We start from the raw sequence: 12,941 nt of genomic DNA, 5'->3' as shown, positions 1-12,941 counted from the left end.
AAATCGTCGCTCCGGGCGCGCCAAAACGACGGTTCGTGACCGCTCGGCGGAGCGCCTGCGGGGTGTCGTGACCGGTGAGGCGGCGGGCTACCGGCGCGCAGGCCGCCGCCGGCACGCCCGGCTGCCGCCCGCCGAGTGGTCACGAACCGTCGCTCCAGGCACGCCAGAACGACGGTTGTCGACCGCTCAGCGGAGTGCGCGCGGGGTGTCGGACGGGAGGCGCGGGGCGGCCCCGTCACGCGCCTCCCGTCCGGCAGGGGCGCAGGCACGCCCGGCTGCCGCCCGCCGAGTGGTCACGAACCGTCGCTCGAGGCACGCCAGAACGACGATTCGTGACCGCTCGGCGGAGCGCAGGCGGGGTGTCGTGACCGGTGAAGGGGCGGCCTCGGCAAGCGCCTCCGACCGGCAGGGGTCAGGCGACCGCGGACGCCGTCCCGGCAGCCGACGCGGGCGCCTCGTAGTTCGCGCGCACCAGGATCGGCCGGTGGTCGGAGATGCCCGCGGGCAGGGTCTCGACGCCGGCGATGTGCAGCCCGACGCTCGTGGCGAAGTCGAAGTGCCCGGTGAACTTGCGGTAGCGCAGGTACGTCGGCTGGTCCGAGAGGGACAGCGCGAACCCGGACTCCTCGATCTTCCGGCGCAGGTTCGTCTGGAACCACGGGTAGTTGAAGTCGCCGACCATGATCGCCGGGGCCTCGCTCGACAGGTCGCGGACGAAGTCGTGCGCGGCCTCGATCTGCTTGCGACGCAGCGAGTTCGTGGCGGTCAGGGGTGAGGCGTGGAACGAGGCGACGATGACCTCGGCCTCCGCCTCCTTGTCGTACAGGTGCATGGCGATCAGACGCTCGTGCGCGGGCGACAGGACCCGGTCGTGCAGGGACTTCTGCAGTGAGTGGATGCCGAAGTCCTGCACCTCGAAGCGGTCGTCGCGCTTGTAGATGGCGAGACCGAGGCGGTTCGCCTGGGTCGACGCGGCGAGGGTGAGTCCGCCGACGGAGCTGGCGAGGTCGGTGCTGTCGCACTCCTGCACGCAGAGCACGTCCGCCTGGGACGCCTCGGCCAGGGCCGCGAGCTCACTGTTGGCGGTGTGCTCACGGAGGTTGTAGCTCACGACGCGCAAGGTCCTCTGTCCGACTCCGGTGGTCGGTTCGGTCGATCCCTGCTCGTGTGGCGCCGCCATGCTGCCTTCCGTCCTGGGCCCTGAACGGCCCGCTCTCCTGCCGCGGTCACGGTACTCGGGGATGGCAGCAGGTAGCTGAGACTGTAGCGTGCTGCGCATCGCGGACACGTGACCTGCGGGTGCACGATCGATGACGAGCCGTGGTGCCCGATCAGTCCTGCGACGCACCCCGAGGACCGGCCGGAACCGCTGGCCGGACACGTCGCTCCGGCCGCACCGTCTCCCCCGCCGTCCGGCTCATCAGGAGCCCCTCGACACAGGCGACGACGAGCAACACCGCGATGACGACGAACGCGACCGCGTACGGACCGGAGCCGGCGAGACCCTGACCGCCGACCCCGGCGGCGGCGCGGAGCACGACGGCGGCGACCGCGACGCCGAACCCGGCGGCGGTCTGCTGCAGCGTCGAGGACAGCGTGTTCGCCGCGGTCATGTCGGGCTGCTCGACGTCGGCGAACGCGATGGTGTTGTAGGCGGTGAACCCGACCGAGCGCGCGGCCCCGCTGACGACGAGGAGCACGACGAGCAGCCAGAACGGGGTCGACGGCGTGAGGAACACCATCGCCACGACGGACAGTGCTGCGACGGCCGAGGACACCACGATCACCGGCCGGTACCCCCACCAGCGGAGGAACGGCGTCGTCGCGGGCTTGATGCCGAGGTTGCCGACGAAGACCCAGAGCACGGCGGACCCGGCCTCGAGCGCGGTCCACCCCCAGGCGTCCTGGAACAGCAGCGGCAGCACGAACGGCACGGCCGACACGGCCAGGCGGAACAGGCTGCCGCCGGCGTGGGACACCCGGAACGTCTCGAGCCGGAACGCCCCGAGCCCCATGATCGGGTGCCGGGCCCGCAGGAAGTGACGGATCGCCAGCCAGGTGCAGAGCGCCCCGACGACGCCCGCCAGCACGGCGGGCACGACCGGCACGGTGTCGAGTGCGAGCAGCGAGGCCATCACCACGAGGGCGCCGAGCCCGAGGCACGCCAGCACCGACCCGAGCCAGTCGAACGGCACCCGCTCCGGCGCGCGCTCCTGCGGCACGAGCAGGAGTGCCGCGACGAGGGCGATCACCCCGAGCGGGATGTTGACGAGGAAGATCCAGTGCCACGACAGCGTGTCGACGAGCACCCCGCCGAGGAACGGGGCGATCACCGGCGCCGCGAGCGCCGGCCAGGTGAGGATCGCGATGGCCGTGACGAGTTGGTCGCGACCGGCGCTGCGGAGGACCACGAGCCTCCCGACCGGCACCATCAGCGCGCCGCCGAGGCCCTGCAGGATCCGCCAGAGCGTCAGCTCGACCAGTCCGGTGGACGCGGCGCAGAGCGCGGACGCGATCGTGAACAGCGCGATGGCGCCGACGAAGACGGTGCGGGACCCCACGCGGTCGGTGATCCACCCGCTGACGGGGATGAAGACGGCGAGCGTGACGAGGTACGCGGTGATCGCGACGCCGACGGCCGCCGAGTCGACGCCGAGGTCCCGCCCCATCGCGGGCGCCGCGGTGGCCAGGATCGTGCCGTCCAGGAGCTCCATGAAGTAGGTGCCGGCAACGAGCACGGCGACCGCCGTGCTGCTCGTCCGTCGTGTCGTCGTCGTCATCGCCCTGGATGCTAGTCCGGCTCGGGTCCTGCCCGACGCAGTCGGCGCCGCCGCGACCGGTCCCGCCGCGGACGTGTCAGGGCCGGTCGGGAGGCCCGGATCTCCTCCCCGGGGACGCCACGACACGGCGTGTCCCGGTTCTCCAGGGATCGCCGACTAGCGTGGGGTCGTGCAGTCTGCCGACACCGACCTCCGCGGATCGCGCGCGTGAGCCGCCTGGACGGGGTCCTGTCGGGCTCGGTCGCCGCCGGCCGTCGCCGCGTGGTCGACACGGTCGTCAGCCTGCCGGCGTGGGCCGCCGTCCTGCTGCTGTGGGCCGTCGGGCGCTTCGTGTCCACGATGTGGCTGATGGCCGCCTACCCGCTGATGGCGCGCGTCCAGCCGGACAACGCCCTGTGGGGCAACGACCAGGGGTTCACGGCGTTCCTGACCTCGTGGGACGGCCAGTACTACGAGGCGATCTCGCTGCACGGCTACCCGTCGGTCCTGCCGCTGGACGCCACGGGGCACGTCGCCCAGAACGCGTGGGCGTTCCTGCCGGCGTTCCCCTTCACGATCCGGCTGCTGACGGTCTCCACAGGTCTGCCGTTCACGATCGGCGGGCCGGCCGTCGCGATCATCGCCGGGCTCATCGCCGCGTTCCTGCTGCACCGACTCGTCCAGGAGCACGCCGGCGACACGGCGGCGCTCTGGGCGGTCTTCTTCTTCACGTGCGGTCCGCTGTCGTTCCTGCTGCAGGTCGGGTACGCCGAGACCGCGTTCCTGGCGCTGACCTTCGGGGCGCTGCTCGCCATGGAGCGGCGGCGGTACGGGCTGCTCACCGTGCTCGGGGTCGTCGCCGCGTTCACCCGACCCGGTGCGCTCGCGATCCCACTGACCCTCGGCGTCATCGCTCTGGTCCGCTACGTCGGTGCCCGTCGCTCCGGCACCCGGACGCTCGACGAGTTCCCGGTCCTCGAGCGCGTCAAGGTCGTGGCCGCCGGCGTCGTGATGGCCGCCGCCGGTGCCGCGTGGCCGGTGATCGCGGGCTGGGCCACCGGTCGGCCCGACGCCTACCTGGCGACCGAGATGTCCTGGTGGGTGAACTTCATCGGCCGGGTGCACTTCGTCCCGCTGTCGCCGTGGTTCCTGACCACCGCGAAGTGGCTCGGCGTGGGCGGGGTGCTCATGGTCGTCGTGCTGCTCGTGCTCTACACGGTGTGGTTGTCGCGCCGGTCGACGCGGAAGCTCGGGACGACCACGATCGTGTTCGCCGCCGGGTACGCGCTCTACGTGTTCGCGGTGTCGCTGCCGATGGCGTCGACCCCGCGGCTGCTCATGCCCCTGGCGCCGCTGATGGGGTCGCCGGGGATCGTGGCGAAGCCGGCGATGCGGTGGACCCTGGTCACCGGGGCGCTGGTGCTGCAGCCGGTGTTCGTCGCGGTGCTCTGGCTGCTCGGACCGCCCTGACCTCGTTATGTGATGTCCGGACACGCCGGACGCGCCGAACGCTCCGGACGCTGGAACGCCCGGGCGTGCGAGCCCGGGCGTCCGGCGTGGCTAGACCTCGAGCGTGCCGTGGCTGCCGAGGTCCGGCTGCGACTGGTGCCCGAGTGCGGCCTTGAGGGTCTGCACGAGCGACCCGACCGGCCCGGTGTCCTGCGTCCAGTACTCGACCGAGACGCCCTCGACGGTGAGCAGTCGGATCGAGGGGTCGTCGCGGCCGTCCGGGAACCAGGCCTCGGCGAACGGCGACCACAGTTCGTCGATGACGGCACGGTCCTCGCTGACCGTGGCCGTGCCGGCGATCGACAGGTAGCCGCCCTGGGACTCGATCGCGACGTTGACGTGCGGGTTCCGGGCGATGTCCTCGACCTTCTCGCTGCCGTCCTGCACGAGGAACCGCAGGCTGCCGTGGAAGGACTTGTCCTGCACGGCGAGGGGTCGGGCGTGCAGCTGGCCGTCCTCGCTCACCGTCGTGAGGAGGGCCGTGCGGGCACCGTGGACGATGTCCGAGATGGCGGCGCGGTGGTCGGTCTGGGTGTCGGTCATGATGCTCCTTTGCGTCGTGCGCCCCGTCCCCACTGACACGTCAGCCGGGCACCGGGCGCGAACCGTTCCGACCAGTGTGCCCCCGCTCACTGGACGCGCGCGCGGTACCGGCGCCGTGCCTCCCGCCCGGTGCTCCGCTGCGCCGGCCGCACGCCGAGCGCCGAGGCTCGGCCGAGCGGACACATTGCGGCATCCGCGCGGCGCATCCTGTCCGCCAGGCCGAGCCTCGGCGCCAGCGGCCCGCGCCCGCGGCCGCGCCAGCGGCACGCGACTGCCCGCCGGCCGGCCGCCGAGGCTCGGCCGAGCGGACACATTGCGGCATCCGGACGGCGCATCCTGTCCGCCTGGCTGAGGCTCGGCGCCAGGGGCCAGCGGCCAGCGGCCGGCGCCGGCAGCCGCGCCAGCGGCCGCCAGCCTGCGAGTGCCGAGGCTCGGCTGGGCGGACACCCTGCGGCATCCGGACGGCGCATCCTGTCCGCCAGGCCGAGGCTCGGCGCCAGCGGCGCGCCAGCGGCGCGCGCCAGCGGCGCCGGCGGCGGCGGCGGCCGCGTCAGGGGCGCTCGCGGATCGTGGTCTCGACGTCGACGACCTGCGGGATCCGCGGCAACGAGGCGAAGCCGAACCGCACCGGCGGGTCGAGCGGCGCGAGCTCGCCGAGCGGCTCCCCCGCCCAGGTACCGCGGACGCCGACGACGTCGTGCGCGCCGGTGACGCCGTAGTACTCGCGGCGGCCGTTGCCCGCGGTGCCGGCGGTCCCGGCCCCCGGCGCGACGAGCTTCGCGACGGGGTCGATCACGGTGAGCCAGCGGGGGTCGCGGGCGATGCGCTTGGGGACGATGCGCAGGACCCGGCCGAGCGGCGAGATCGCGCCGACGTCGACCGAGGCGACGAGCGGGCCGGCGTCGAGTTCGAGACCGCGGGCGGTGCGGCGGGCCTCGATGTCGACCACGGACACGGCGTCGAAGCGGTAGGTGCCGGAGACGTAGGCGGCGACGATCTCGTCCGGTGCCAGCAGGACGCTCGAGCCGTCGGGCAGCTCCACGAACACGTCGGTGAACGCGCCGAACGGCGAGGACTCCCACATGCCGACGACGAACCGGACGCCGGAGGTGCTCCCGGCGCCGAGGATCCGCCCGCGGAACCGTCGTTCGGTGGTCTCGTTGCTACTCGGCGACATGCGCCCGACGCTACCCGCGTCGCCCCGGGAGCCGCCGTGCGGGCGTGCCCCGCGCCTCCCGGCCGAGGCGCCTTCCGGCCGCGGCACCTTCCGCGCCGACATGCGCACAACGGAAACCGGCCCGAACCATGGGATCCCATGGTTCGGGCCGGTTGTCGCTGTGCGCATCCACCGCGCGCCGCCCGGCCGCGACCGCGACCGCGACCGCCCACCGGACCGGAGGCGCCGCTCAGGCCGGACCGGAGGCGCCGCACCGCCAGGACGGGAGGCGCGGCTCAGGGCACCGGGACCGGCTCGGCCAGCAGCTCGCGGACCCGCGGCGCGACGCGCGTGCCGTAGAGCTCGATGGACCGCATCATGTCGGCGTGCGGCAGGTGCCCGGTGGCGTAGCGCATGTCGAACCGCGAGACGCCGAGGATCCGCATGTTGCGGGCGACCTTCCGGGCGACCGTCTCGGGCGAGCCGACGTAGAGCGAGCCGCCGGCGGAGAGCCCGGCGCGGTACCCGGCCTGGTCCAGGGGCGGCCAGCCGCGCTCCCGGCCCAGCTGGTCGGTGACGGCCTTGTGGTACGGCCAGTAGCGCTCGGCCGCTTCCTCGTCGGTCTCGGCGATGAAGCCCGGGGAGTGCATGGCGATCGGCTGCTGCGGGAGCTCGAGCTGGTCGAGTGCCTGGCGGTAGAGCCGCGCGAAGGGGGCGAACTGCGCGGGCTGACCGCCGATGATCGCGAGGAACAGCGGCATGCCGTAGGACGCGGCACGGATGACCGACTGCGGGGAGCCGCCGACACCGATCCAGGTCGGGATGGGGCCGTGCTCGAGCTTCGGGAAGACGTCCTGCTCGACGAGCGAGGCGCGCTTCGTGCCCTGCCAGGTGACGGTGTCGCCGCCGCGGAGGGCACTCCACAGCTGGAGCTTCTCCTCGAACAGCACCTCGTAGTCCTGCAGGTCGAAGCCGAACAGGGGGAACGACTCGGTGAAGGACCCGCGGCCCAGGATGACCTCGGCGCGGCCGTTCGAGAGGGCGTCGACGGTGGCGAAGCGCTCGTACACGCGGACCGGGTCGTCCGAGGACAGCACGGTGACGGCGGAGCCCAGGCGGATGCGCGACGTGCTGGCGGCGATCGCGGCGAGGACGACCTCGGGGGCGCTCACCGAGTAGTCGGCGCGGTGGTGCTCGCCGACGCCGATGAAGTCGATGCCGACCTGGTCGGCCAGGACGGCCTCGTCGACGAGGTCGCGGAGGGTGGCGGCGTGGGTCTGCACGCCCCCGTCGGCGGACTCGGTGACGTCGCCGAACGTGTCGAGGCCGAGCTGCACGGGGCCGACGCGGTCCGGTGCGGGGGGCGGGACGTCCGAGGGACGGTCGGTACCGAAGGCGTTGCTCATGTGACCCTCCCGGATCTCGCAGTCGATCAATGCGAACGCATGAAAACTAGCACGATCTGCCCGTGCCCGCACCCCCAGCACGACTGTGTACGGTCCGACGCATGGTGCAGCCCTCGAACCTCCCCGACCAGACCGGCCGACGCATCGTCGTCACCGGGTCCAACAGCGGCACCGGCAAGGAGACCGCACGCCGGCTCGCCGGGGCCGGCGCGAGCGTCGTCATCGCCGTCCGCACGGTGTCCAAGGGCGAGGCCGCTGCCGCCGAGATCCGCCACGAGCACCCCGACGCCGACCTCGAGGTCCGCGAGCTCGACCTCGCCGACCTGTCGAGCGTGCACCGCTTCGCCGACGGGATCATCGCCGACGACCGCCCCCTCGACGTGCTCGTCAACAACGCCGGCGTGATGGCCCCGCGGGAGCGCTTCGAGACCGTGGACGGCTTCGAGCTGCAGTTCGGGACGAACTACCTGGGCCCGTTCGCCCTGACGAACCTGCTGCTGCCGACCCTGCTGCGCGCCGAGGCGCCCCGGGTCGCGACGATGTCGAGCCTCGCCGCCGTGCCCGGCAAGATCCACTTCGACGACCTGCAGTGGCAGAGCGGCTACCAGCCGTGGCTCGCCTACGCACAGTCGAAGCTCGCCGACCTGCTCCTCGGTCTGCACCTGCACCAGGTCGCGGTCACCCGCGGCTGGGAGCTGTCGTCGACGTTGGCTCACCCCGGCTTCACCCGTACGAACCTGCAGACGGCCGGGCGCTCCCTGGGCCGCGACCGTCCGGTGCGGTCGAGCGACCGGGCGACGCCCTTCACGCAGGACGTCGAGCAGGGCACCGAGCCGCTGCTCTACGCGACCGTGGGCCGCAACGCCGCCTCGGGCGCCTACTACGGGCCGGCTGGGGCGCTCGGACTGACCGGGCCGACGACCCTCGCCTCGATCCCCCGCTCGGCGCGTGGCGTCGACCTCGCACGCTCCCTGTGGGCCGTGGCCGAGGACCTCACCGGCACGCGCCTGCCGGAGTGACACGAGCGGGCCTCCCGACCGGTCGGCACACGCCGCTCCGGCCGGGAGGCCCGCCACACCCCCGTCCCGCTCCCCCGGTCCGGCAGTCGGTCACCCCCGGTGATCAGCCGTCCCGACGGCGTGGCCGTGCCGCCGGTCAGTCCGTCCCGGCGATCTGGCGGAGCGCCGCGAGGTGCGAGCGCCAGGCGGCCCGGCCGGAGCGGCTGAGCACCAGGGTCGTCCGCGGCACCTTGCCGACGAAGCCCTTCTGCACGTCGACGATCCCCGCGGCCTCGAGCGCCGACACCTGCTTGCTGAGCACGGAGTCGCTGACCTCGACCACGTCCCGCACCTCGGCGAACCCGAGCTTCTCGGCCTTGTCGAGCGCGGCGACGATCGAGAACCGCACCGGGTGCTGCAGGACGTCGACCAGGCGGTGTCGCGGGTGCACCTGCTCCGCGGTCACCGACGGGCCTCCACGGCGGCGCACACGGTCGTGACGAGCAGCACGAGCCCCGAGGTGACGGCCGCCGCGACGACGTTGCCGTGCGCCCACCCGACGACCGCGATCGCCCCGAGGTAGGTGACCACCCAGGCGCCCATGTAGAGCGACCAGCGGCGGCTCCACGAGAACGCCCGTCGGCCCTGGATCGTGATGCAGAAGAAGATGATCAGCGCGAACACGGCGACCATCGTGCCGACGTAGGCGACACCGAAGGCCGACCCCTCGGTCAGGGCCATCGCCAGGGTGCCGAACGCGGTGCTCGTGCCCAGCCCCACCAGGAACGTGACGTAGGGCCAGCGGGTCGCGTCGTGGGCCCGGCGGCTGACGCGGTCGGCCTCGTCGAGCAGTCGACGGGCCTCGGTCGGGCTGAGCTGCGTTTGGTCGGTCATGGTGTGCCTCCTTCGGCTGCCTCCAGCATGACCGGTACTTTCCAATTTGGCAAGTACTTTCCAGAACTGGTCAGCGGGGCTGCAGCTCCCCCGGCTCCGCGAGCCGCGTGTGCCGGAGCACCGTCCGCCCGGGCCCGACCGCCGCGGCCACGATCGACAGCGTCGCGAAGTGCCCCTCCGGCTCGACGGTGTCGCGGAGGATCGCGTCCCGGTCGTCCGGCGCCAGCGCGGTGGACCCGGCGAGCACCCCGAACCACGGCGCCCACCCGTCGTCCGGCGACGTGCGGAGTTCCTCGGCCGGCGCCGCGTCGGGCGGACCGGTCGGCGCCGGCACCGCTCGGAACGCGTCGAGCCACCGCCCGATCCGAGGTGCGGCCGGGTCGTCCGGTTCGCCGTGCGTGACCATGTGCACGCCCGGCCCGAGCACCGTCGTCCGGACCTCGGCGCCGTCCCACGTGACGACCTCGGCACCCTCGGCGGTGCCGCGGACCAGGTTGAACGCCCGACTCGTCGGCAGCGCACCGTCCGCACCCGGGACGACGTCGTCCGCGACCGCGTCCAACGGCAAGGTCCCCCGGGTGCTCCACGTGCCGCCGACGCCCGGGGTCGGCTCCCACCGGTTCAGCACCACGGCCAGACCGTTCCGGTCCGAGGCGGCCAGCCACGCGCCTCCCGCCTGCTGGTCGCGGACACCGACGACGCCCGGGTCACGCTCCGGCCACCACACGGCCGGCGGGTCCCACGGCCGGTCCGGCGACTCGTCCCGGAGCGCGAGGACGGTCACGGGCCACGCCGCGCCGGGATCGACACGGACGACGACGGTGCACATGGGTGCGATCCTGCCACCCGGTCCTCCGCACCCCCGCCGGGTAGCGTGAGCGGTGTGAACGACGCAGCCCCGCAGCCCGCCCGTCCCCGCACCGTCGTCGTCGGCATCACCGGCGGGATCGCCGCCTACAAGGCCGTCGGCGTCGTCCGCGACCTCGTCAAGCGCGGCCACGACGTGCACGTCGTCCCCACCGAGGGAGCGCTGCGGTTCGTCGGGCTGCCCACCCTGGAGGCCCTCAGCCGCAACCCCGTCTCCACCAGCGTCTGGGACGACGTCGCCGAGGTCCGGCACGTCGCGCTCGGCCGCCGCGCCGACCTCGTCGTGATCGCCCCCGCCACCGCGGACAGCCTGGCGAAGATGGCCGCCGGACTCGCGGGCGACCTGCTCGGCACCACCCTCCTGGCCACCGAGGCACCGGTCGTCGTCGCGCCGGCCATGCACCCGCAGATGTGGGAGCACCCCGCCACCCGGGCGAACCTCGCCACCCTGCGCGAACGGGGCGTGCACGTCGTCGGACCGGTCGTCGGCGCCCTGACCGGGGACGACGCGGGCATCGGGCGGATGTCCGAGCCGGAGGACATCGTCGTCGCAGCGCTCGCCGTGCTCGAAGCATCCGAGGCGGCCGAGGCGGCCGAGGCGGCCGAGGCGGCCGGGGCGGCCGAGGCGGTCGAGGCGGTCGAGGCGGTCGAGGCGACCGACACCGACGAGCGCGCCGACACCGACGGCACCACCCCGGCCCGCCACACCGCCGCCCGCGGCGAGCAGGGCGACCTGGCCGGCGTCCGCGTCGTCGTCAGCGCCGGCGGCACCCGCGAACCCCTCGACCCGGTCCGCTTCGTCGGCAACCGGTCGAGCGGCCGACAGGGCGTCGCGCTCGCCGCCGAGGCCGCCCGCCGCGGTGCGGACGTCACCCTCGTCGCCGCGAACACCGATCCCGGGCTCACCGAGGGGCTGCCGATCCGGATCGTCCGGGTCGGGTCGGCACAGGAGCTCGCGGCCGCCATGCACGCGGCAGCGCCGGACGCCGACGTCCTGGTGATGACCGCCGCGGTGGCCGACTACCGCCCGGCCGAGGTGCTCGAGTCGAAGCTCAAGAAGGAGCAGCAGGGCGACCGGATGACGCTCGAGCTGGTGCGGAACCCCGACGTCCTCGCCGAGCTCGTCGCCGCCCGCCGGGTCGGTCAGGTCGTCGTGGGGTTCGCCGCCGAGACCGAACCCGACCGCGAGGCTCGCCTGGAACTCGGCCGCGCCAAGATCGCCCGGAAGCCGGCCGACCTGCTCGTCGTGAACCACGTCGGCTGGGCGCACGGGTTCGAGCGCGAGGAGAACGCCATCGAGGTGCTCGTCCCCGGCGGCCAGGTCGTCCGTGAGACCTCGGGCACGAAGGCCGAGGTGGCCACCGCGGTGCTCGACCTGGTCGCGACCGCGCTGGCCTGATCAGAGGTGGCCTGACCAGAGCTGGCCTGACCAGACGCGATCTGCAGGGACACGACCTGCGCTCGTCCGGCCGCGCCTGGGCCACAGCTGGGCACGGGCACCGTCCGATCGGGCACGATGGGACGATGCGACGGCGGACCGAACGTGCACGACGTGCCAGGAGGACCGCCGGTGTCCTCGCCCTCATCCTCGGCGGCGCCGGGGTGACCCACTTCCTGCGGCCCGCGGGCTACGACCGGATCGTCCCGGAGACGCTGCCGCCCCGGACGACGACCCTCGCCTCCGGCCTCGCCGAACTCGGCATCGCCGTCGGCCTCCTCGTCCCCGCCACCCGGCGACGCGCGGGCTGGGCGGCGGCCGCCCTGTTCCTCGCGGTGTTCCCGGCCAACGTCAAGATGGCGAGCGACCTGCTCGACAGCCCACGGGCCTCCCGGGCGGGACGACTCGTCGCGGTCCTCCGGCTGCCGCTGCAGGCGCCGCTGGTCGCGTGGGCGGTGCGCGTCGCGCGCCACGCCCCGCGACGATGACCGACGACCAGGAGCAACCCGCCGACCTCGGACCCGGTACGGCCGATCCGCGCACCCGGGCCGCGGTCGCCCTGCGGCACCGACCGGTGACCGTGCACGCGTGGGACGACGTCGTCTTCGCGCACTGGCGGTCCGAGCCGGAGGCGCTCGCCCGCCTGGTCCCCCGGGGCACACGGCCCGACGTCGTCGACGGCAGCGCCTGGGTCGGCCTGGTCGCGTACGTGTTCCGCGAGACGCAGGTGCCGCCGTTCCCGCCGTCCACCCGCCTGGGCTCGATGACCGAGGTCACCATCGAGGTCCTCACCGTCGACGACGCCGGCCGACACGGCATCGCGTACCTGACCGTCGACACCCCGAACGTACCCGCGATCGTCGCCGCCCACGCCCTGCTCGGCGTCCCCTACACGTTCGCGTGGGCGCGGTCCCGCCGCCGAGGCGAGACCGTCGGACACCGGTCGGTCCGCCACCCGGACCGCGTCCGGCACCCGATCCGTGCGGTCCGTCAGGCCCGCCGGACGGGAGGCACGTCCGGCCCCCGCCACGCCGCCTCGGTCCGCGTCGTGGCCGGTGAGGTCGACCGGTCGCCGCTGGCCGCGGAGCTCACCACCCGTGCCGGGATCCACGCGCGACTGCTCGCCCAGACGCTGTTCTGGCAGCGCCAGCACCCGCCGCTGAGCGTCCGGTCGGCCACGCTGGAACGCCTGGAGGGTGACCTGCCGGACGCCGTCGGGCTGCCGGGGTTGTTCGACCGTGCGCCCGACTCGCTGCTCGTGGTCGACGGCACCACCGTGCGGTACGCGTGGGGGGACGTGGTCCGGTGAGTGATCCGGCGCGGGACCCGTTCGAGGGCGCCGAGGACCCGGAGACGCTGCGGCTGCTGGCG

13 protein-coding genes are annotated in these 12,941 nt (G+C 73.8%); 5 read left to right on the top strand and 8 right to left on the bottom strand.

Features of this window, described 5'->3' with window-relative positions:
• Nucleotides 1-412 precede the first annotated feature (412 nt).
• Both JOD51_RS05000 and JOD51_RS04995 read right to left on the bottom strand, forming a co-directional pair.
• A complete protein-coding gene (locus JOD51_RS05000) occupies nt 413-1,120 on the bottom strand; it encodes an endonuclease/exonuclease/phosphatase family protein (protein WP_239539777.1) in 708 nt (235 codons plus the stop codon).
• A gap of 211 nt (nt 1,121-1,331) precedes the next feature.
• Nucleotides 1,332-2,780 (bottom strand): MFS transporter, encoded by a 1,449-nt coding sequence (locus JOD51_RS04995; RefSeq protein WP_204607292.1) that lies wholly within the window; start codon nt 2,778-2,780, stop codon nt 1,332-1,334.
• 207 nt (nt 2,781-2,987) lie between these two features.
• Here JOD51_RS04995 and JOD51_RS04990 point away from each other — a divergent pair, with 207 nt between their 5' ends.
• Nucleotides 2,988-4,229, top strand: coding sequence for a putative hexosyltransferase (locus JOD51_RS04990; protein ID WP_204607291.1), 1,242 nt, complete (start codon nt 2,988-2,990; stop codon nt 4,227-4,229).
• A gap of 90 nt (nt 4,230-4,319) precedes the next feature.
• Here JOD51_RS04990 and JOD51_RS04985 read toward each other — a convergent pair whose 3' ends face one another.
• The 3 genes from JOD51_RS04985 to JOD51_RS04975 form a co-directional block, all read right to left on the bottom strand.
• A complete protein-coding gene (locus JOD51_RS04985; protein WP_181439222.1) occupies nt 4,320-4,811 on the bottom strand; it encodes a pyridoxamine 5'-phosphate oxidase family protein in 492 nt (163 codons plus the stop codon).
• 550 nt (nt 4,812-5,361) lie between these two features.
• Nucleotides 5,362-5,988, bottom strand: a complete 627-nt coding sequence (locus JOD51_RS04980; protein ID WP_204607290.1) for a hypothetical protein — start codon at nt 5,986-5,988, stop codon at nt 5,362-5,364.
• Between the two features lie 275 nt (nt 5,989-6,263).
• A complete protein-coding gene (locus JOD51_RS04975) occupies nt 6,264-7,373 on the bottom strand; it encodes an LLM class flavin-dependent oxidoreductase (protein ID WP_204607289.1) in 1,110 nt (369 codons plus the stop codon).
• 101 nt (nt 7,374-7,474) lie between these two features.
• Between JOD51_RS04975 and JOD51_RS04970 the strand changes: the two genes are divergently transcribed.
• Nucleotides 7,475-8,392: an SDR family oxidoreductase gene (locus JOD51_RS04970; RefSeq protein ID WP_204607288.1), complete on the top strand. Its 918-nt coding sequence runs from the start codon at nt 7,475-7,477 to the stop codon at nt 8,390-8,392.
• A 136-nt stretch (nt 8,393-8,528) separates the two neighbouring features.
• Here JOD51_RS04970 and JOD51_RS04965 read toward each other — a convergent pair whose 3' ends face one another.
• The 3 genes from JOD51_RS04965 to JOD51_RS04955 form a co-directional block, all read right to left on the bottom strand.
• The gene (locus JOD51_RS04965) at nt 8,529-8,837 is read right to left on the bottom strand and encodes a transcriptional regulator (RefSeq protein WP_204607287.1); all 309 of its coding nucleotides are present in this window, start codon (nt 8,835-8,837) and stop codon (nt 8,529-8,531) included.
• The gene (locus JOD51_RS04960) at nt 8,834-9,265 is read right to left on the bottom strand and encodes a chemotaxis protein CheY (protein WP_204607286.1); all 432 of its coding nucleotides are present in this window, start codon (nt 9,263-9,265) and stop codon (nt 8,834-8,836) included. Before JOD51_RS04960 ends, JOD51_RS04965 begins: the two co-directional genes overlap by 4 nt.
• A 70-nt stretch (nt 9,266-9,335) precedes the next feature.
• Nucleotides 9,336-10,094, bottom strand: coding sequence for an NRDE family protein (locus tag JOD51_RS04955; protein ID WP_204607285.1), 759 nt, complete (start codon nt 10,092-10,094; stop codon nt 9,336-9,338).
• Nucleotides 10,095-10,148: 54 nt separating this feature from the next.
• On the opposite strand from JOD51_RS04955, the gene JOD51_RS04950 reads away from it, so the two are divergent.
• The 3 genes from JOD51_RS04950 to JOD51_RS04940 all read left to right on the top strand — a co-directional run bounded on the left by JOD51_RS04950 (nt 10,149) and on the right by JOD51_RS04940 (nt 12,879).
• The gene (locus tag JOD51_RS04950; RefSeq protein ID WP_204607284.1) at nt 10,149-11,531 is read left to right on the top strand and encodes a bifunctional phosphopantothenoylcysteine decarboxylase/phosphopantothenate synthase; all 1,383 of its coding nucleotides are present in this window, start codon (nt 10,149-10,151) and stop codon (nt 11,529-11,531) included.
• Between the two features lie 125 nt (nt 11,532-11,656).
• Nucleotides 11,657-12,058 (top strand): DoxX family protein, encoded by a 402-nt coding sequence (locus JOD51_RS04945; protein WP_204607283.1) that lies wholly within the window; start codon nt 11,657-11,659, stop codon nt 12,056-12,058.
• On the top strand, nt 12,055-12,879 hold the full coding sequence (locus JOD51_RS04940) for a DUF2071 domain-containing protein (RefSeq protein ID WP_204607282.1): 825 nt from the start codon (nt 12,055-12,057) through the stop codon (nt 12,877-12,879). The genes JOD51_RS04945 and JOD51_RS04940 overlap by 4 nt, the downstream gene beginning before the upstream one ends.
• The last annotated feature ends 62 nt before the right edge of the window (nt 12,880-12,941 follow it).

Source organism: Curtobacterium herbarum (genome assembly GCF_016907335.1).
In the GTDB taxonomy this organism is placed as follows: domain Bacteria; phylum Actinomycetota; class Actinomycetes; order Actinomycetales; family Microbacteriaceae; genus Curtobacterium; species Curtobacterium herbarum.
The sequence above is the reverse complement of the archived record's forward strand: the minus strand, read 5'-3'. Positions and strand labels throughout refer to the sequence as shown.